Here is a 19,304-nt window from a genome sequence, read left to right as displayed (position 1 = left end):
ACGTGAGAAACGTTCGTCGGACCGACCGAGTCGGTCAGTCGAGCGCGTTACGCCGGGACGTTGCCCGACGGGACGACGCCGTCGTCAGTCCACCCGCGACGCTCGTAGTACGCTTCGAGCGCCGCTTCGAACCCGTCTAACTCGTCGGCGTACGGGAGCGTGTCGTCGCCGCGGTCGAAGCCGCGCTGGTTGTTGAAGTGCCGTTCGAGCGTGACGATGCGGTCGCCGACGGCCAGCAGGTCCTCGAAGTCGGCGCCGAACAGCATCTCGTAGCGCTCGGGGGTCATGAAGTCCCGCGAGAACTTGCAGACGATGCCGCTGTCGTTGAGCGCCATCTGGTTTTCCTTCTCGATGAGGCGCTTGGGCTTGCCCTCGAACCCCTCCGGCGGGTAGGCGTCGTCCTTGCCGACGAGCGGGTACTCCTGGGAGTAGAACACCGCGTACATGTGGTCCGCGCCGCGGTTGGCGACGGCGTACGACAGACCCTGTCCGTGGAGGACGCGCCCCTCGTGGGCGGCGAAGTCCATCCCCTTGACCGTCCAGTTCTCGACGCCGAGGTCGTCGTGGACGCGGGCGATGCCCTCGGCGAGGTCGTCGCCGATTCCCTCCCGGAGCGCGATTTTCTCCACGAGGTCGTGGATGAGGTCGGTGTTGCCGAACTCGTCTTCGCTGGCGAGGTAGGCCGCGACGGTGTTGCCGGCCGAGATGGCGTCGAGGCCGTAGCGGTCGCACAGCTCGTTCGACTTCATCACCTCGACGATGTCGTCGACGCCGGAGTTCGACCCGAACGCCATGGTGACTTCGAACTCGGGGCCCTCGGTTTCCACGCCCGCCTCCTCGTCTCTCGTGGGGAGTTTGCACGCGAACGCGCAGGCGGAACAGGTGCCCTTCTTGTACTTCTTCTTCTCGACGGCGTCGCCGTTGATTCCCTCCGCGCCCTCGAAGTGGCGCTCGGAGAAGTAGTACGACGGGAGGCCGTCCATCTCGTTGGCGAGGTCCAGCACGGCGACGGTCCCCTGCCGCTTCATGATGTGGTCGTCGGTGGCGGCCTCGCGGTGAATCTCCATCTGCGACGACGGAATCTCGATGTCGGGCGCGGAGTCGCCGCCGAAGGTGAGCGCCTTCACGTTCTTCGACCCGAGGACGGCACCGAGACCGCCGCGGCCGAACGCGCGCTCCTCGCTCGTCATGATGGAGGCGAAGCGCACGAGGTTCTCGCCGGCGGGACCGACGACCATCGTCCGGTCGGCTTCGATGCCGTGTTCGTCGTCGAGGTACGCGACCGTCTCGGGGACCGTCGCGCCGGCGAGGTCCGGGACGGACTCGAACTCGACGCCCTCGTCTGTGACGTGGAGGACGACCAACTCGTCGCTCGCGCCCGTGAGTTCGACCGCCGAGTAGCCCGCGTCCGCGAAGTTCCGCGAGACGAACCCGCCCGCGTTCGACGAGCAGAGGCCGCCGGTCAGCGGCGAGACGCTGGTGCAGTTCGTGCGGCCGGTGAAACTCATGTTCGAGGACTGCATGGGACCGGTGCTGAAGTAAACCCGGTTCTCCGGGCTGAAGGGGTCAACGTCGAATGAGACGCGCTCGTGGGCGAGGCGGGTGGCCACCCCGCGGCCGCCGACGTAGGATTCGAGAATCTCGTCGATGTCTTCCGTCCGACTGGTCTCGTCCCCTAAGTCGACCGTGAGCAGCGGACCTTTTGCGTGTAACATTAGAAAAAGAAGGACTTGCCTCGCACAAATCCATTGTGGTTATTGTTACGTCGCTAACCAAATCACCGTGGAATACCAGTCCCGAAACCGAATACTGTGTACGTCATCAATAGGAAGCGTGGACAAATTATTTATGACTGTTCTACATGGGTTGAGGTATGGTCGCAGGTCCGCCGATTCACGAGTTGCACTTCGACGACGCGCCGAACGTGGGCGACGTTCCGGGGCCGAAATCGACGCGACTCCTCGAAAAACAGCAGCGAATCGACAGTAGTGCCGTCTCGTATCCCGAGGACATTCCCATCGCGTTCGAAAGCGGGAAGGGAGCGACGGTGCGTGACGCCGACGGCAACACCTTCATCGACATGTTCGCCGGCATCGGCGTGCTCAACGTGGGTCACTCGAACCCGTACGTGTTGGAGGCCGTCCACGAGCAGACCGACAAGTTCGTCCACACCGTCGACTTCCCGACGGAGGCCCGACTCGACCTCATCGAGAAGTTGGACGAAATCGCGCCCGGGGGACTGCGCGGCAACAACCGCGTCGTCTTCGGCGGGCCGACCGGGAGCGACGCCATCGAGGCGTCCATCAAACTCGCCAAGTACAACACCGAGGGGACCGGGCTCGTCGCCTTCCGCGGCGCGTACCACGGCGCGACGAGCGGCGCGATGAGTCTCACCGGCAACAAGAAGTTCAAGGGCGACTACTCGCCGCTGCTCCCCGACGTGGTCCACGCGCCCTACCCGAACACTATCGAGATGGGCAAGGGACCGCAGGAGGCGGTAGACCACTGTCTCGAAGAGGTCAAGGCCATCTTCGAGGACCCCTACGGCGGCCTCGCCAACCCGGCGGGTATCTTCGTCGAACCGATTCAGGGCGAAGGCGGCGTCGTCACCCCGCCGAAGGGCTTCCTGAAGGGCCTCCGCGACATCGCCGACGACAACGACGTGCCGCTCGTGTTCGACGAGATTCAAAGCGGCCTCGGTCGCTCCGGTAAGTGGTGGGCCAGCGAGTGGTACGGCGTCACGCCGGACGTGATGACCTCGGCGAAGGCGCTCGGCGGGACCGGCTTCCCGCTGTCGGCGACCATCTACCACGAGGACCTCGACACGTGGGGGTCGGGCGACCACGCGGGCACGTACCGCGGCCACGTCGTCGGGATGCGCGCCGGCACCCGCGCCATCGAGTACATCCAGCAACACGACCTCCTCGCGCACGCCCGCGACCTCGGCCAGTACATCCGCGGCCGGCTCTCGGAGGTCGCGGAGGACAACCCCCGAATCGTGGACGTTCGCGGGAAGGGGCTGTTCATCGGCGCGGAGTTCGTCGACGCCGAGGGCAAGCCCGACGGCGACGCGGCCGACGCGCTCCAACAGTACTGCTTCGAGCGCGGCGTGTTAGTCTGGAAGGCCGGCCGGCACGGGAACGTCCTGCGACTGCTCCCGCCGCTCGTGCTCACCCGCGACCTCGCGGAGACGGCGCTCGACGTCATCACCGACGGCATCGAAGCGGTCACGGCCGAAACGCAACGAGTCTAATCACGGTCGAACACCACGATGCCACCCGAACGAGTCATCACGGACGACGCCCCGCGCACGGACAACCCCTACTCGCAGGGCGTCGTCGCCGGCGACACGCTCTACGTCTCGGGCTACGGCCCGGTCGACCCCGAGACGAACGAGGAGGTCGACGGCGACATCGAGGAACAGACCGACCGCGTGCTCGACAACATCGCGGCCGTCGTCTCCGAGGCCGGCGGCGACGGCCTCGACGACGCGGTGAAACTGACGGTGTACGTCACCGACCTCGACGACTACGAGCGGGTCAACGAGGCGTACGGCGCGCGGTTCGACGAGGTGCCGCCGGCCCGCGTCTGCGTCGAGGTCGCGCGCCTGCCCGGCGACGTTCGCGTCGAGATGGACGCGATAGCGTATCTCGGATAGGCCGCGGCTCGCGGGGGCGCAACCGCGCGACCCCGGGTTTATTCAGGGGTGGCGGACCGCGGTTCAGTCGTTCAGTTCGTCGACCCGGCGGTCGCGCCGCTCGTTCGCGGCGTCGATTCGCTCGAGGAACGCCGACATCTGCGCTTTCATGTCGGCGCGCAGGTCGGTCGCAGAGAAGTCGTCGGACTCCGCGAGGAGCCTGACGAACGCCTGTAGCTCCTCGTCCGTGAGCTGGTCGAACGCGCCGCGTTCGAGTTTGTCGATGACGGCGTCGACGTCGATTTGGCCGACCGGTTCGACGTTGAAGTCGACCGTGACCATCCGGTAGTCGGAGCCGGCGAGTTCCTGTTCGGCCTTGTTGACGCCCTCGGAGAGCATGTCCTTGAACGGGGTGTAGTAGCCCATCGTCCCGAGGTGGAGGAACGCGAGCATGTCGGTGATGCCCCGGGTGTACGCCTCGCGGTCGGCGGCGTCGGGGTTGAACACCGTCTCGCGGTCGCGGTCTTCGAGCGACTCGAAGAGGATGGTGAAATCGAGTATCGCGTTGCGGAGGCGGCGTCGAATCCGGTTGCGCTTCTGCTTTTTCGAGTGGTCGGTGTAGTCGGTCTTCCGACCGAGCAGGAACTCGCGGTCGCTCGGCGTCAGGATGCCGCGGCCGCGGTCGGCGGCGTAGGCGAGGTCGTCGGTGCCGTCCGTTCCGTCGGCGTCGTTTGCCATATACAGAACGCGTGTACGAATTCGATTAAGCGTTACGAACGGACCGAATATCCGGACGTATCGGGCCGATAGCCGAGGTATTCCGAAGTCTCGTCTACAGTTCGTGTGAACGCACCGGTCGAGGGCGGTGGGAGGCGCTACGCAGCGAGGAAAGCGCACGACTGCAGCGGGTCGACGTCCGACTTTCCGACCGTTTGTAAACGGATTTCGTTCTCGGCGTCACCGATAACCACAAATTTTATTGGTAATGTTTGCACTTGTCGTGATGTGGGACATCACGTAGCATGGTGTCCGTCGGAGCGAGAGTATGTCAGACCACAACATAGCACACGCGTGCAACGGTCGTCGTGACGCACAGTTCGGGGCGCGGGCCCCGGCCAGTCAGTCGGGAGGTGACGGCCCCGGTCGGACGGGGTCGAACGGAGCGGTCGCACAGGGGGGGTGTCAGCCGTGAGTTCCGCTGACGGCGCGGTCGGGCGCTTCCTCGACGAAATCGAGCCGGTGGTGTTCGCGTTCGGCGCGGCGATAACGCTGCTCTTCGTCGGCGCGTTCAGCCTCAATCCCGAGGCTTCCTACGACTTCGTCCTCGGGATTCGCCGGTGGATTCTCGCCACGTTCAACTGGTTCTTCCTGTTGGCGATGCTCGGGTTCGTCCTGTTCTTGGGCTTCGTGATATTCGGGCCGTGGGGGAACCTGAAGCTCGGTGACGAGGACCCAGAGTACGGGTTCCTCTCCTACTTCGCGATGATGTACTCCGCCGGGCTCGCGGCGGGTATCGTCTTCTGGGGGCCCGCTGAGGCGCTGTTCCACTACTCGACGGTCCCGCCGCTGTACGGGGCCGAGGCCCAGTCCGCGGCGGCGATGCCGCTGGCGGTCCAGTACTCCATCTTCCATTGGAGTCTGACCCAGTGGTCGTGTTTCACCGTGATGGGGCTCGCCATCGGCTACTTCGTCTACAACTACGACGCGCCGCTTCGCGTGTCGGCGGTCCTGACGCCGGTGCTCGGCGCGGACAACGTCGACGGCGCGATAGGGAAAACCGTCGATATTCTCGCCGTGTTCGCGACCCTCGGCGGCGTCGCGACCTCGCTGGGCTTCATCGGGAGCCAGTTCATCACCGGACTGAACTTCCAGTGGGGCATCCAACTCGGCGACGTGGGGACCATCCTCGTCATCACGGGCATGGTCGTCATCTTCACCATCTCGTTGGTGCTGGGCGTCGACAAGGGGATTCGCCGGCTCTCGAACTTCAACATGGTCGTGTTCTCCCTGTTGATGGTCGCGACGCTGGTGTTCGGGCCGACCTTCCGCATCCTCGAACTCGGCACGCAGGCGACCGGCGGCTTCATCGGCGACTTCTTCCAGATGAGCCTGTTCACGCAGGCCACCACGGCCAGCGCAGGGAAGTGGGTCAACGCGTGGACCGTCTTCTACTGGCTCTGGCCGCTGGCGTGGTCGCCCTTCGCGGGCCTGTTCATCGCCCGCATCTCGCGCGGTCGGAGCGTCCGTGAGGTCGCGTTCGCCGGTATCGGCGCGACCTCGCTCGCGACGGTCCCGTGGTTCGCCATCGTCGGCGGCGCGGGCGTCATCATGCAGCACACGGGCGCGGCGAACGTCCTCGGGCCGGTCTCCGAGTACGGCGAAGCGGTCTCGGGGTACGTCCTCTTCGGCAATCTCCCCATCGTCGGACCGCTGCTCCTGTTCGGGTTCCTCGTGCTCGTGACGACGTTCTTCGTCACCTCCGCCGACTCGTCGACGCTGGCGGTGTCGATGATGACGACCGGCGGCAAAAAGGAACCCTCCGCGCTCAACCGCATCTTCTGGGCCGTCCTCCAGGGCGCGGTGGCGTCCATCCTGATGGTCGTCGGCGGCGTGAACGCCCTGCAGTCCGCGGCGATTATCACGGGCGCGCCGTTCGCGGTCATCTGCGTGATAGCGACGCTCGGGCTCATCCGGACCTTCCAAGACGACTACGGAAGCCTGCTCCTCCAAGACGAGACGAACCTCTGGGGGAAGTCGGAGTCGACCGGCGGGCAGGCACCGGCCGCGAACGTCTCCAGCCACGACGACGACTGACGCCGACTCCAGCCGAACGCGGTTCCGTCCCCGTCTCTGTCCCCGTCGCCGTCCATCTCCATTCTCTGAAGACCGGTACCGACCGAGAGCGCCGCCGGCGCGGTCGCCGAGGCGGACCGCGAGCCGTGACGCGTGGTAGCCTCTATGATACCAAGTTTTAATGTACGGTATCAACAAATCCTGTGTATGGATCGGGATACCGCAGAACCGGACGCAGCAGCGCTGCCCGGACCCAACGCGAAGCAGTGGGTCGAGTTCCATCACAAGCACGCCGCGCCCAGCGAGTACTCCCACGAGTTCGTCTGGGACGTGACCGCCGAGGCCGACGGCCCGTTCGTCACCGACGTGGACGGCAACGTCCTCTTGGACTTCACCTGCCACATCGGGGCCGCGCCGCTCGGCTACAACAACGAGAAGGTGCTGTCGAAGCTCCGGGAGTTCGACCTCGTCGAACCGATGAAAATCGCCGGACAGGACATGTACTTCGGCGCGGGACCGGACCCCGAAACCGCCGAGTTCCCCGGGTCGAGCCACCTGATGGACAAGCTCACCGACGTCTCCTCTCACTACGGGATGGACACGGTGTTCCTGTCGAACTCCGGGGCCGAGGCCGTCGAGAACGCGATGAAGATAACGCACGACCACAAGGCCCCCGCGAAGTACGGCTACGCCTTCGAGGGGAGCTTCCACGGCCGGACCCTCGGGACGCTCTCGCTCACGAAATCGAAAGAGGTCTACACCCGCCACTACCCGCAAGTCGCGGGCATCGAGACGGTTCCGTTCTGCGCGGACTCGGGCTGTTCGGCGGACTCTTGCGACTGCGGTTTCTTCGCGGGCGGCGGGTCGCAGTTGCGGAACTCGCTCTCGCCGGAGGGCGGCCACGTCAACCCCGACGAGGTCGCGTTCGCGATTCTCGAACCGATTCAGGGCGTCGGCGGCTACCGCTTCCCGAGCGAGGAGTTCATGGCCGAGGTGGGCGACGTCTGCGACACCTACGACATCCCGCTCGTCGTGGACGAGATTCAGTCGGGCGTCGGGCGGACGGGCGAGATGTGGGCCGCCGACCACTACCCCATCGAACCCGACGTCATCGCCAGCGCGAAGGGGCTCCGCGTCGGCGCGACCGTCTCGCGGTCCGACGTCTTCCCGACCGAGAAGAACCGCCTCGGGTCGACGTTCGGCGGCGGCGACCTGCTCGCGTCGATGCAGGGCGCGCTCACGCTCGACGCCATCGAGGAGTACGACCTGCTCGACAACGCGACCGAGCGCGGCCGGCAGGCGAAGGAGCTCCTCGCCGACGACGCGCCCGACCACGTGGTCGACGTGCGCGGCAAGGGCCTCATGCTCGCCGTCGAGTTCGACACCAAACAGCGCCGCGACGCCGTCGTCGAAGCGGCGCTCGACCGCGGCCTGCTCACCCTCGGCTGCGGGAAGAAGACGATTCGCCTCCTGCCCCCGCTCGACTCCAGCGAGCGCGAAATCGAGATGGGCGTGGGCATCTTCTGCGAGGCGATGGACGCCGTGGCGACCGAAGCGGTCGCGTGAGCGTGGGTTTCGCCGGACGGACAGCGTGAGAAAGAACGGACCCGAGACGCGGTCTGTCCCGTTTTTCCGGACTACTCAGGCCGAGTCACCGGACTCGCCGACGCGCTCGTCCAGCGAGTGTGAGACGACTTCGACGCCGTCGAGCGCGGCCAGCGAATCGAGCGCGTCCGCGAGGTGGTCCGGACCGCTCCCGTCGAGACGAACCTCGACCGGAACCCGATTCGGTTCGTCGGCGGCGGTTCGGGCGGCGCGCTCGACGCTATCGAGTTCGGCCCCGGACGCGGCGACGGCCTCGGAGAGGTCGCCGAGAACCGCCGGCCAGCCGTCGGTTTCGAGGCGCGCTTCGGCGGCGCGGCCGAGCGCCTCCATCCCGACGCGGGTCAGTTCGGCGTGTTCCGAGAGGCCGACGTTGCCGCCGGAGACGACGGCCGCGACGCGCTCGCCCTCGACGTCGACCGCGCCCGACAGCAGCGCGGCGACCGGGGCCGCGCCGGCCGGTTCGGCGACCGTCTTCGCCCGCTCGGCGAGGACCGCCGTGGCGACCGCGAGGTCCGCGTCGTCGACCGAGACCACGTCGTCGACGCGGTCGCGGACGACCGCGAACGTCCGCTCTAACAGCCGCGCATCGGCGATACCCTCGGCGACGGTATCGACCTCCGAGAGCATGCGAATCTCGTCGGCCTCCAGCGAGGGTTTGGCGTGGGCCGCCCCCTCGGGTTGGACGCCGACGACGCGCACGTCGGGGTCCCGCGCCTTCAGCGCGGTGGCGATGCCGGAGATGAGGCCGCCGCCGCCGATGGAGACGAGAACCGTGTCCACGTCGGGCGCGTCAGCCGCGAGTTCCCGCCCGACGGTCCCCTGTCCGGCGATGACGGCCGCGTCGTCGAAGGGGTGGACGAACTCCAGTCCCTCCTCGTCGGCGAGTCGCAGGGCGTGTTCGTACGACTCCTCGTACAGGTCGCCCTCGACGACGACGTCCGCGCCGTAGCCGCGGGTCGCGTCGATTTTGACCGCCGGCGTGATTTCGGGGACGACGATGGTCGTGTCGATGCCGAGCAGGTCGCCGGCGAGCGCGACGCCCTGCGCGTGGTTGCCGGCGCTGGAGGCGACGACCCCCCGCTCGCGCACCGACTCGGGGAGCTGCGCCATCGCGTTGTACGCGCCGCGAATCTTGAACGACCCCGTCCGCTGGACGTTCTCCAGTTTGAGGTCGACCCGCTCGGCCCCGCAGCGGCCGGCGATGGTCCGCGAGCTATCGAGCGGTGTCCGGTGGACCACGCCGTCGAGTCGCTCGTGGGCGTCCGCCACGTCCTCGGCGGTGACGATTTCGGACGCCGGGGGAGCCGACTCGCCGGTGACGCGGCCGTCGCTCATCGGTTCTCTCCCGCGAGTTCCGGTGCCGACTCGACTCCCGCGACCGAGAGAATCGACCGCGTGAGCACCTCGACGCCGGTTTCGAGACTGCGCTCGTCCACGTCGAACGTCGCGGTGTGGTGGCTCGTCGGATGGTCGGTGCCGACGATGGAGTAGCACGCGAGGCCGCCGTCGCGTTGGACGCGCTCCATGAGGAACGTGGCGTCCTCGCTCGCGCCGAAGTCGGCGGTCGGCACGACGCGGTCGACGCCGCGCACGCCCTCGGCGGCGTCGGCGACCGCCTCCACGAGCTCGGGGTCGCTGTCGGCCCGCGGGCTCTCGCTGACCACGTCGACCGTCGCCTCGCAGTCGTGCAGTTCGGCGGCCTTCTCGAACCGCCGGCGGAGTTCGGCCTTGGCGTACTCCATGAGTTCGGTCGTCTCACCGCGCGCCTCGGCGACGGCCTCAACCTCGTCGGCGATGACGTTGCTCGCGGTGCCGCCTTCGACCCGGCCGACGTTGACGCGGGTCATCCCGTCGGAGTGCCGCGGAATCCCGTAGACGCTCTCGATGGCGGTGCCGAGCGCGTGGATGGCGTTCGCGCCGGCCTCCGGCGCTTTCCCGGCGTGGGCGGTCGTCCCCTCGATTTCCGCGTCGATGTGGCACATGGCGAGCGGTTTCTCGATGCCGGCGACGACCTCGCCCGTCGGGTGGTCGAGGCCGACGTGGACCGCGAAGAGGTAGTCGATGCCGGCGGCGTACTCGCTTTTCGCCATGGGCGCGCCGCCCCCCGAAATCTCCTCCGCGGGCTGGAAGAACACGACGAGGCGGCCGGAGAAGTCGCTTTCCGTGACGGCTTCGAGCGTCGCCAGTCCCCACGTCATGTGAGTGTCGTGGCCGCAGGCGTGCATCGTCTCGCCCGTCTCCGAGCGGAAGCCCTCGGCCGCGGGGTCGTGACCCGCGTCGTCCGACTCCTCGATGAACAGCCCGTCGATGTCGACGCGGAGACCGACCGTCGGCCCCTCGCCGCGGTCGAGGACGGCGACGCAGCCGGTCGTCCCGCCGCGGAGCGGTTCGAGGAGGTCCGGGTCGACCCCGCTGTCGAGCGCCCGCTCGTACCACTCGTCGAGTCGGTCGTCGCTCGGGACCGCCATCCGGTCGTCGGGGTCGTAGGCGTCCGCGCCGACGGCGAGTTCGTCCACGCCGATGGCGCGCAGTTCCTCGACGAGCCGCGCGGTCGTCCGGAACTCGCACCAGCCGGGTTCGGGGTGGCGGTGGAGGTCTCTGCGAAGCTCCGCTAGTCGCGCTCGAACGGCGTCGGCCATGCGTACACGTACCACTCGCCACCCACTTAAGCATAAACGGTATCCGTGGACACCGGCTACACAAAAAGACTAAGGGAACGTCACCCAATCGATGTAGCAACCGCGCCCGCGACGCGCGCGACTCACACCATGACCGAGACAGACATCGTCGTCCTCCGCGAGGGGACCGAGGGCCTTTCGATGGAATCGTACGCCGACGCGCTCCGCGAGCGCCTCCCGGACCGGACCGTGACGCTCGCCCGGACGCCGAAACAGGAACGCGAACTCGTCGCCGACGCCCGCGTGGTCACGGGCATCACGATAGACGAGGACCTGCTGGACCGCGCCGACCGCCTCGAACTGTTCGCCTGCACGTTCGCCGGGACCGACCACGTCCCGATGGACGCGCTCGCGGAACACGGCGTCGCCGTCACCAACGCCGGCGGCATCCACGCGCCCGGAATCGCCGAGCAGGCCATCGGCAACATGCTCGTGTTCGCCCGCCGCCTCCACGAGGGCTGGCGGCGCAAAGAGCGCGCCGAGTGGCGGCACTTCCAGTCCGGCGAGTTCACCGACAGCACGGTGACGATTATCGGCCTCGGCTCCATCGGGCAGGCCGTCGCCCAGCGGTTGCAGGGCTTCGAAGTCGAGACTATCGGCATCCGCTACACCCCGTCGAAGGGCGGCCCGACCGACGAGGTCGCCGGCTTCGAACCCGACGCGATTCACGACGCGCTCTCCCGGAGCGAGTACGTCGTGGTCGCGTGTCCGCTGAACGACCTGACCCGCGGGCTCATCGGCGAGGCGGAGTTCGCCACGATGCCGGCCGACGCGGTGCTCGTCAACGCCGCCCGCGGCGGCATCGTCGACACCGACGCGCTCGTATCGGCGCTTCGGTCGAACAAGATTCGCGGGGCCGCGCTGGACGTGACCGACCCCGAGCCGCTTCCCGCCGACCACCCGCTGTGGGGGCTGGAGAACTGCCTCATCACGCCCCACACGGGCGGCCACACGCCGAAACACTGGGACCGCCTCGCCGACATCGTCGCCGGGAACCTCGGGCGACTCGACGAGGGCGAGGAGTTGGAGAACCAAGTGCTGGCCGCCGAGTCGAACTGACTCCCGATGGCGACGCAGGAACGTCCCGACGACTCTCGCGCCGACCAGCAGACCGACCCGGCAGTCGACCCCGGCGACGACCCGCGCGCCGACTACGACTACGTCGGCGGCGACACCGACCGCGAGGCGCTCGTGAGCGACCTCGAACGCCTCGTCGACGGCGGCGTGCGGTTCGACGAGTACACCCGACAGCTGTACGCGACCGACGCCTCGGCGTACGAGGTGCTCCCCGTCGGCGTCGTCATGCCGACCTCGACCGCCGACGTGGCGGCCGTCGTGGAGTACTGCGCCGACCGCGAGATTCCCGTCCTCCCCCGCGGCGGCGGCACGAGCCTCGCCGGACAGGCCGTCAACGAGGCGGTCGTCCTCGACCTCTCGCGGCACATGGACGGGGTCAAGTCGGTGGACGCCGAGGCGGCGACGGCGACCGCGCAGGCCGGGGTCACGCTCGCGGACCTCAATAACTCCGCGGCCGACCATGGTCTCACGTTCGGCCCGGACCCCGCCGCGGGCGACCGGAGCGTCCTCGGGGGCGCTATCGGTAACAACTCCACCGGCGCGCACTCCCTGAAGTACGGTAAGACCGACTACTACGTCGAGGAGTGCGAGGTCGTCCTCGCCGACGGGAGCGTCCACCGCTTCGGCGAGGTGCGCGTGGCCGAACTCCGGGAGAAGGCCGACGCCGAGAGCGACGCGTGGGGGGCCGACGGCCCGGAGAGTCCGCTTCTCCCTCGAATCTACGCCGAGGTCGTCCGCGTGCTCGACGAGGAACGCGAGGAGATAGACGCCCGCTACCCGGACCTCAAGCGCAACGTCTCCGGCTACAACCTCGACGCGCTGGTCGATGAGGCCCGCGGGGAGCGCCCGCTGGCCGACGGGACCGGAACCGACCCGGACTGCGAGTCGGGGACCGTGAACCTCGCGCGTCTGCTCGCCGGGAGCGAGGGGACCCTCGCCGTCGTGACCGAGGCGACCGTCTCGCTCGAACCGCTCCCGGAGACGAAGGCCGTCGCGCTCCTCACCTACGAGGACGTGTTCGACGCCGCCGCCGACGTGGCCCCCATCCTCGACCACGACCCGGCGGCGGTCGAACTCATCGACGACGTGCTCATCGACCTCGCGCTCGACACCGCTGAGTTCCACGACGTGGCCGCGTCGCTCCCCGACGGGACCCGCGCGGCCCTGCTGGTCGAGTTCTACGCCGACTCCGACGCGGACGGCCGGCGGAAAGTCGCCGACCTGCTGACGGCCCGCGCACCCTCGGTGACGCCGGAAACGACCCCATCCGACGGCGTCGGCGTCGCCGACGACGCCCGCGCGTTCGACGCGCTGGAAGCCCACGACGAGGCGGCCCGCGCGGGGCTCTGGGAGATGCGCAAGGCCGCCGCACCCATCCTGCTCTCGCGGACGACCGACGAGAAACACATCTCCTTCATCGAGGACTGCGCCGTGCCGGCCGACGAACTGCCGGGCTACGTCGAGCGGTTCCGCGAGGTCATCGACGACCACGACGCCAACACGAGTTTCTACGCCCACGCGGGCCCGGGCGTGCTGCACGTCCGCCCGCTCGTCAACACGAAGACGCTCGACGGCCTCGACTCGTTCGAGACCATCGCCGACGAGGTGACGGACTTCGTCGTCGAGGCCGGCGGGTCGGTGTCGGGCGAACACGGCGACGGCCGCGCGCGGACCCAGTGGAACCGCAAACTGTACGGCGACCGCCTCTGGAACGCCTTCCGCGACCTCAAGACCGCGTTCGACCCCGACTGGCTCCTCAATCCGGGGCAGGTCTGCGGCGACGTGTCGATGACCGAGAATCTCCGGTTCGACCCCGACTACGAGTTCGACGCCGGCTTCGACCCCGAACTCGAGTGGGACACCGAAAACGGCTTTCAGGGGATGGCGGAACTCTGCCACGGCTGCGGCGGCTGTCGGGGCGCCCAGTCGACCACCGGCGGCGTGATGTGTCCGACCTACCGCGCCACGGAGGAAGAGGGGCTGTCGACCCGCGGTCGCGCCAACATGCTCCGGCAGGCCATGAGCGGCGACCTCGACGCCGACGCGACGGACACCGAGTTCATGCGCGAGGTGCTGGACCTCTGTGTCGGCTGTAAGGGCTGCGCCCGCGACTGCCCCAGCGAGGTGGACATGGCGAAGCTCAAAGCCGAGGTCGAACACGCCCACCACCAGTCTCACGGCGCGACTCTCCGAGACCGCCTGTTCGCCGAGGTGGACCGGCTGAACGCGTTGGGCTCGCGGCTCGCTCCGCTTTCGAACTGGGCGGCGAAGGTGCCGGGCGCGCGGACGGTCATGGAGAAGACCGTCGGCATCGCCAGAGAGCGGTCGCTCCCGACGTTCCACCGCGAATCGCTGGAAGACTGGTTCGAGGCGCGGGGCGGCGCTCGCGTCCCCGAGGCCGAGGCCACCGACAAGGTGCTCGTGTTCCCCGACAGCTACACCAACTACAACCACCCCGACGCGGGGAAGGCCGCGATTCGCGTGCTCGAAGCCGCGAACGTCCACGTCTCGATTCCGGACGACGTGACCGCCACCGGCCGCCCGGCCCACTCGAAGGGCTTCCTCGACCGGTCGCGGGCGCGCGCCGAGACGAACGTCGACGCGCTCGCGCCCCGCGTCGAAGCCGGCTGGAGCGTCGTGCTCGTCGAGCCCTCGGACGCGGTCATGTTCCAGTCGGACTACCTCGACCTGCTTTCGAGCGACGCGGCCGAGACCGTCGCCGCCGAGACCTACGGCATCATGGAGTACCTCGACGCGAAGTGCCTCGTGGAAAACATCGACGCCTCAGCGTCGGCCGAGACGCTGACGTACCACGGCCACTGTCACCAGAAGGCGACGCGCAAGGACCACCACGCGGTGGGCGTCCTCCGGCGCGCCGGCTACGACGTGGACCCGCTCGATTCCGGCTGTTGCGGCATGGCCGGGAGCTTCGGCTACGAGGCCGAACACCACTCGCTGTCGAAGGCCATCGGCGACATCCTCTCGGACCAAATCGGCGAGAGCCGCGGCGACACGGTCGTCGCGCCCGGCGCGTCCTGTCGGACCCAACTCGAAGACATGGACGGCGCGGCCGACGACCCGCCGCACCCGATAGAGAAGGTCGCCGAAGCGGTCGCTGACTGAGAAGCGCGCCGAAAAAGAAAACGGGCCGCGCCGCGGCCCTCAGGTCGCGGGTCGCTTCGAATTTCGCTCGACGCTCAGCCGTTCAGGGCCAGAGGCCCCGCGTCTCCTTCGCGCCGCCGATGCGGGAGAGCGCGACGACGTACGCCGCGTCGCGCCACGTCAGGTCGCGCTCTTCGACGTGTTCGCGGACCGCGTTCCACGCCTTGAGCATCTCGGCTTCGAGTTCCTCGTGGACGCGTTCGAGCGACCACTGGCGGCGGTTGATGTCCTGCAGCCACTCGAAGTACGAGACCGTCACGCCGCCGGCGTTGGCGAGGATGTCGGGGACCACGGGAATCTCGCGCTCTTCGAGGACGGCGTCGGCCGCGAACGTCGTCGGCCCGTTCGCGCCCTCGACGACCATGTCCGCCGAGATGGCGTCGACGTTTTCGGTCGTGATGACGTTCCCGATGGCCGCCGGGATGAGCACGTCCACGTCGAGTTCGAGCAGTTCCTCGTTCGTGAGCGACTCGGGGGCGTCGTAGCCCGACACCATGCCGGGGCGCTCGTCGTGACCCTCGACGTCCTGCGTGTCGAGGCCGTCGGGGTCGTAAATCGCGCCGTCCACGTCGGAGACGGCGACCACCTTCGCGCCCCACTCGTCGAGGAGGCGGGCGGCGTTCGCGCCGACGGACCCGAACCCTTGGACCGCGACGGTGGTGTCTTCGATGTCCCAGTCGTAGAAGTCGATGGCTTCGCGGGTGACGATGGCGACGGAGCGACCGGGGGCCTCCTCGCGGCCGTAGGAGCCGCCGATGACCGGCGGCTTGCCCGTCACGACGCCGGGCGTCGTCTCGCCCTGCTGCATCGAGTAGGCGTCCATGAACCACGCCATCTCCTGCGGACCGGTTCCCATGTCGGGCGCGGGAACGTCCTTCTTCGGCCCGACGACGTTCCGAATCTCCTCGGCGAACCGTCGCGTGAGTCGCTCGCGCTCCTCGTCGGAGAGCGTCTTGGGGTCGACCGCGACGCCGCCCTTGCCGCCGCCGAACGGGAGGTCCATCACGGCGCACTTCCAGGTCATCCACATCGAGAGCCCGATGCACTCGTCGGCGGTCACTTCCGGGTGGTAGCGGAGGCCGCCCTTGTACGGCCCGCGCACGTCGTCGTGCTGGGCGCGGAAGCCGGTGAACACGTCGAGCGAGCCGTCGTCGCGGCGGAGCGGGACCGAGACCTGCTGGACCCGCGTCGGGTGCTTCAGGCGCGCGACGACGCCGTCGTCGACGTCGGCGTGGCTCGCCGCGCGTTCGAGCTGTCTGCGCGCCGTCGCCAGCGCCGATTCGGGTTCTGACTCCGAGCCGCCGTCGGCGACCGCTTCGCCGTTTCGATTTTTGCCATCTTCGGTCATCATATGAGGGCTGTGACCCGGAGTCATAATTAAGTTGTGAATAGCCGGCGGGGGAAGTCGGCCAGCGGCTCCGCCCCGTCGGCCGTGACGACGAACGTCTCGCTGAGTTCGACGCCGAAGTCGTCGAACCAGAGGCCGGGGATGGTGTGGAACGTCATGTTCTCTTCGAGGACGGTCTCGTCGCCGGGGCGGAGGCTCGCGGTGTGCTCGCCCCAGTCCGGCGGGTAGCCGAGGCCCATCGAGTAGCCGATGCGGTCTTTCTTCTCGATGCCGTACTCGGCGATGGTGTCGCGCCACGCCTTCTCGACGGCCTCGCAGGTCACGCCGGGTTCGACCGCGTCGAGGGCGGCTTCCATCCCCTCGACGACGATGTCGGCCCGCCGGGACAGCTCTTCCGGGGGGTCGCCGACGAACGTCGTCCGGGCGAGCGGCGAGTGGTAGCGGTGCCGACAGCCGGAGAGTTCGATGATGACCGGGTCGCCGTCCTCGAACTCGCGGTCGGTCCACGTGAGGTGCGGCGTCCCCGTGTGGTCGCCCGAGGGCATCAGCGGGACGATAGACGGGTAGTCGCCGCCGTAGTCGTCGGTTCCCTCGATGAGCGCCGAGTAGATGGCCTCTGCGGCCTCGTACTCGGGGACGCCCTCCTCGATGACGTCGAGGCCGGCCTGCATCGCGTTCTCGGAGATGCGGGCCGCCTCGCGCATGTAGTCGAGTTCGGCGTCGGACTTCTTGATGCGCACGCGGTTCACGAGGAGCGTCGTGTCCTCGAAACTCGCCTCGGGGAGGTTCTGCTGCAGGCGCGTGTAGGACTTCGCGGTGAAGTAGTAGGCGTCCATCTCGAGGCCGACGCGCGCGTCGCCGACGCCGAGGTCCTCCAGCACGGCCGCGACGAAGTCCATCGGGTGGAGGTCGTGGGGCGACTGCACGTGGTCGTCGCTGTACGGCCGGATGCTCTCCTCGCTCAACGTGGTTGTCGCGCGAGCGCCGTTGGCGTCCATGTCGCGACCGACCCACACGGGTTCGTCGCGGTCCCGCGTGACCACGACCCCCTGATGGACGTAGAACGACCACCCGTCGTAGCCGGTGAGATAGTTCATGTTCGCGGGGTCGCTCACGAAGAGCGCGTCCAGCCCGCGTTCGGCCATCCGCTCTTTGGTCCGGGCGATGCGTCTGTCGTACTCGGCGCTGTCGAATACGGCTCTTGGCATGGGAACCTCTATCGAACCATCGGATAGGGCCCGTAAAAATTTTTTGTGGACAATGGTCACGGATTCTGTGTACGCCGACGGCGTAGGAGACGAGGATAGTGTATAGATAAAACAAGATTGGTTGTCGGCTCAAATGACCGCAGACACCATTTTCACAGATATACTAAGTAGAACGCTCTAGAGCATTCAATTTCCTAGATAATCTAGATTATTCAAAATTACCAGAATATTCAAACAGTCAGTGAAGTGTTAGACAAGCAATACTAATGTGCCTCCGACTCACCGAGAACAGTACGCATCTGCTGGGAGCCCAATCGTTATTCCTCGCAGTCTCGGAGGCGGGGTATGGACCTCTCTATCGTCGACCTCTCCCCGGTTCCGCGAGGCGGGACCGCGACCGACGCCTACGCGAACACCGTCGAGGCCGCCGCGCAAGCCGAGCGACTGGGTTACTCGCGCTTCTGGGTCGCCGAGCACCACGGCATGGCGAGCACCCTCGCGGGAACGACGCCCGAGGTGTTGCTCGGCCACCTCGCCGCGGAGACCGACTCGATTCGGCTCGGCTCCGGCGCGGTGTTGCTCAACCACTACAGCCCGTTCAAGGTCGCAGAGCAGTTCGGCGCGCTCGACGGACTCGCCCCCGGCCGCATCGACGCTGGGCTCGGCCGGGCGAACGGGTCGCCCGCATCGGACCAGGCGCTCGGGACGGACCGGCACGTCGAGGACCCCGACGGCGACCACGCCGAGAAGGTCGAGGCCGTCGTCAACCACCTCTACGACGACTACCCCGACGAGCACCCCTACGCCGACCTCGAAATTCCGCGAGGCAACGGCGACCCGCCGGTCCCGTGGGTGCTCGGGTCGAGTCCGTCGAGCGCGACCATCGCGGGCGAACTCGGATTGCCCTACTGCTTCGCGGGCTTCATCAGACCGCAGTTCGCCGTCCACTCCTTCGAGGAGTACCGAGAGAGCTTCCGGGCGTCGCCACTGGACGGCGGCATCGACGAACCCCACGGGATGGTCGCGGTGAACGCCGTCTGCGCCGAGACCGACGAGGAGGCGGCGCGACTCCGCGCGGTGGCCGAGGCGACGTACAAGCGGATGCGTCGCGGCGAGGTCGGCACGAGACCGACCGTCGAGGAGGCGATAGACGAACTCGGCGGCGTCCCCGAACCCACGCCCGCGACCCTCGGGGCGAAGGAGTGGCCGCGGGCGATCTCCGGCAGTCCCGAGACGGTTTCGGGGCTGTTGGACCAGCTCGCCGAGCGCGTCGGGGCCGACGAGATGATGATTCAGCACGTCGTCGGCGACCACGAAGACGGCCTCCGCTCGCACGAACTGCTCGCCGAGGGCGTCGGACTCGTCTGACGCGTCAGCTTCCGCGACAGTCTATCGCCCCGGACGATTCATATTGCGGTCCCCGAAATGGAGGGTGTGTCACGCGTACGGTATCTTCGACTCACGGACACGCCCTTCGACGCGAGGGAGTTCTCACTCCTCTGGCTCATCGCGCTCGCGACCTACGGCGTCGGCGACATCGTCACGACGCTGACGATTCTCTACTACGAGCGCCGCTTCGACGAGGCGAACGCCCTCCTCGTGGCGAGCACGGACGCCCTCGGCCATTGGGGGCTCGTCCTCCCGAAGCTCGCGGTCTTCTTCCTCTGTCTCGGAATCTGCGTCTACGGCGCTCGCGTGGGCGATAAGGTGCTGTACTACCTGCCGCCGGTCACGCTCTCCGTCATCGGGGCGTTCGCCACGGCGTTCAACCTCAGACTCTTCGTCGGGTGAACAGC

At 67.8% G+C, this 19,304-nt stretch carries 14 protein-coding genes; 8 read left to right on the top strand and 6 right to left on the bottom strand.

Annotated elements, in window-relative coordinates:
* Positions 1 to 47 precede the first annotated feature (47 nt).
* Positions 48 to 1,715: an aldehyde ferredoxin oxidoreductase family protein gene (locus C454_RS01045; RefSeq protein ID WP_004971675.1), complete on the bottom strand. Its 1,668-nt coding sequence runs from the start codon at positions 1,713 to 1,715 to the stop codon at positions 48 to 50.
* Between the two features lie 158 nt (positions 1,716 to 1,873).
* On the opposite strand from C454_RS01045, the gene C454_RS01040 reads away from it, so the two are divergent.
* Positions 1,874 to 3,253: an aspartate aminotransferase family protein gene (locus C454_RS01040; RefSeq protein ID WP_004971673.1), complete on the top strand. Its 1,380-nt coding sequence runs from the start codon at positions 1,874 to 1,876 to the stop codon at positions 3,251 to 3,253.
* Positions 3,254 to 3,271: 18 nt separating this feature from the next.
* Positions 3,272 to 3,658 carry a Rid family detoxifying hydrolase gene (locus C454_RS01035; protein WP_004971670.1) on the top strand — a complete coding sequence of 129 codons (387 nt, stop codon included), beginning with the start codon at positions 3,272 to 3,274 and terminating at the stop codon, positions 3,656 to 3,658.
* Between the two features lie 63 nt (positions 3,659 to 3,721).
* Here C454_RS01035 and C454_RS01030 read toward each other — a convergent pair whose 3' ends face one another.
* On the bottom strand, positions 3,722 to 4,375 hold the full coding sequence (locus C454_RS01030; RefSeq protein WP_004971668.1) for a hypothetical protein: 654 nt from the start codon (positions 4,373 to 4,375) through the stop codon (positions 3,722 to 3,724).
* Positions 4,376 to 4,816: 441 nt separating this feature from the next.
* Here C454_RS01030 and C454_RS01025 point away from each other — a divergent pair, with 441 nt between their 5' ends.
* Both C454_RS01025 and C454_RS01020 read left to right on the top strand, forming a co-directional pair.
* On the top strand, positions 4,817 to 6,451 hold the full coding sequence (locus C454_RS01025) for a BCCT family transporter (protein WP_004971666.1): 1,635 nt from the start codon (positions 4,817 to 4,819) through the stop codon (positions 6,449 to 6,451).
* Positions 6,452 to 6,637: 186 nt separating this feature from the next.
* Entirely contained in the window at positions 6,638 to 7,996 is a 1,359-nt protein-coding gene (locus C454_RS01020; RefSeq protein WP_004971664.1) for an aminotransferase class III-fold pyridoxal phosphate-dependent enzyme, read from the top strand.
* Positions 7,997 to 8,071: 75 nt separating this feature from the next.
* Here C454_RS01020 and C454_RS01015 read toward each other — a convergent pair whose 3' ends face one another.
* Together C454_RS01015 and C454_RS01010 are read right to left on the bottom strand one after the other, a co-directional pair.
* Positions 8,072 to 9,370, bottom strand: coding sequence for a threonine ammonia-lyase (locus C454_RS01015; protein WP_004971663.1), 1,299 nt, complete (start codon positions 9,368 to 9,370; stop codon positions 8,072 to 8,074).
* Positions 9,367 to 10,674 (bottom strand): amidohydrolase, encoded by a 1,308-nt coding sequence (locus tag C454_RS01010; RefSeq protein WP_004971660.1) that lies wholly within the window; start codon positions 10,672 to 10,674, stop codon positions 9,367 to 9,369. The genes C454_RS01015 and C454_RS01010 overlap by 4 nt, the downstream gene beginning before the upstream one ends.
* A gap of 129 nt (positions 10,675 to 10,803) precedes the next feature.
* On the opposite strand from C454_RS01010, the gene C454_RS01005 reads away from it, so the two are divergent.
* Both C454_RS01005 and C454_RS01000 read left to right on the top strand, forming a co-directional pair.
* Positions 10,804 to 11,772 carry a D-2-hydroxyacid dehydrogenase gene (locus C454_RS01005; RefSeq protein WP_004971658.1) on the top strand — a complete coding sequence of 323 codons (969 nt, stop codon included), beginning with the start codon at positions 10,804 to 10,806 and terminating at the stop codon, positions 11,770 to 11,772.
* Positions 11,773 to 11,778: 6 nt separating this feature from the next.
* Positions 11,779 to 14,913: an FAD-binding and (Fe-S)-binding domain-containing protein gene (locus tag C454_RS01000; RefSeq protein ID WP_004971656.1), complete on the top strand. Its 3,135-nt coding sequence runs from the start codon at positions 11,779 to 11,781 to the stop codon at positions 14,911 to 14,913.
* Between the two features lie 82 nt (positions 14,914 to 14,995).
* Here the strand turns inward: C454_RS01000 and gdhB are convergent, their stop codons facing one another.
* Positions 14,996 to 16,303: a glutamate dehydrogenase GdhB gene (gdhB, locus tag C454_RS00995; protein WP_004971653.1), complete on the bottom strand. Its 1,308-nt coding sequence runs from the start codon at positions 16,301 to 16,303 to the stop codon at positions 14,996 to 14,998.
* Positions 16,304 to 16,329: 26 nt separating this feature from the next.
* Positions 16,330 to 17,508: a M24 family metallopeptidase gene (locus C454_RS00990; protein ID WP_004971650.1), complete on the bottom strand. Its 1,179-nt coding sequence runs from the start codon at positions 17,506 to 17,508 to the stop codon at positions 16,330 to 16,332.
* A 345-nt stretch (positions 17,509 to 17,853) separates the two neighbouring features.
* On the opposite strand from C454_RS00990, the gene C454_RS00985 reads away from it, so the two are divergent.
* Both C454_RS00985 and C454_RS00980 read left to right on the top strand, forming a co-directional pair.
* Positions 17,854 to 18,876, top strand: a complete 1,023-nt coding sequence (locus tag C454_RS00985) for an LLM class flavin-dependent oxidoreductase (RefSeq protein ID WP_004971649.1) — start codon at positions 17,854 to 17,856, stop codon at positions 18,874 to 18,876.
* Between the two features lie 66 nt (positions 18,877 to 18,942).
* Positions 18,943 to 19,299 (top strand): hypothetical protein, encoded by a 357-nt coding sequence (locus tag C454_RS00980; protein ID WP_049904883.1) that lies wholly within the window; start codon positions 18,943 to 18,945, stop codon positions 19,297 to 19,299.
* The last annotated feature ends 5 nt before the right edge of the window (positions 19,300 to 19,304 follow it).

Origin of the sequence: Haloferax gibbonsii ATCC 33959, from assembly GCF_000336775.1 — an archaeon.
Taxonomy (GTDB): Archaea; Halobacteriota; Halobacteria; order Halobacteriales; family Haloferacaceae; genus Haloferax; species Haloferax gibbonsii.
Note: the sequence above shows the minus strand (reverse complement) of the source record. Positions and strands in the feature narration are given on the sequence as shown.

Coding starts and splice junctions, on each gene's coding strand:
- C454_RS01045 (WP_004971675.1), bottom strand. CDS start 1,715: ATGTTACACGCAAAAGGTCCGCTGCTCACGGTCGACTTAGGGGACGAG.
- C454_RS01040 (WP_004971673.1), top strand. CDS start 1,874: ATGGTCGCAGGTCCGCCGATTCACGAGTTGCACTTCGACGACGCGCCG.
- C454_RS01035 (WP_004971670.1), top strand. CDS start 3,272: ATGCCACCCGAACGAGTCATCACGGACGACGCCCCGCGCACGGACAAC.
- C454_RS01030 (WP_004971668.1), bottom strand. CDS start 4,375: ATGGCAAACGACGCCGACGGAACGGACGGCACCGACGACCTCGCCTAC.
- C454_RS01020 (WP_004971664.1), top strand. CDS start 6,638: ATGGATCGGGATACCGCAGAACCGGACGCAGCAGCGCTGCCCGGACCC.
- C454_RS01015 (WP_004971663.1), bottom strand. CDS start 9,370: ATGAGCGACGGCCGCGTCACCGGCGAGTCGGCTCCCCCGGCGTCCGAA.
- C454_RS01010 (WP_004971660.1), bottom strand. CDS start 10,674: ATGGCCGACGCCGTTCGAGCGCGACTAGCGGAGCTTCGCAGAGACCTC.
- C454_RS01005 (WP_004971658.1), top strand. CDS start 10,804: ATGACCGAGACAGACATCGTCGTCCTCCGCGAGGGGACCGAGGGCCTT.
- C454_RS01000 (WP_004971656.1), top strand. CDS start 11,779: ATGGCGACGCAGGAACGTCCCGACGACTCTCGCGCCGACCAGCAGACC.
- gdhB (WP_004971653.1), bottom strand. CDS start 16,303: ATGATGACCGAAGATGGCAAAAATCGAAACGGCGAAGCGGTCGCCGAC.
- C454_RS00990 (WP_004971650.1), bottom strand. CDS start 17,508: ATGCCAAGAGCCGTATTCGACAGCGCCGAGTACGACAGACGCATCGCC.
- C454_RS00985 (WP_004971649.1), top strand. CDS start 17,854: ATGGACCTCTCTATCGTCGACCTCTCCCCGGTTCCGCGAGGCGGGACC.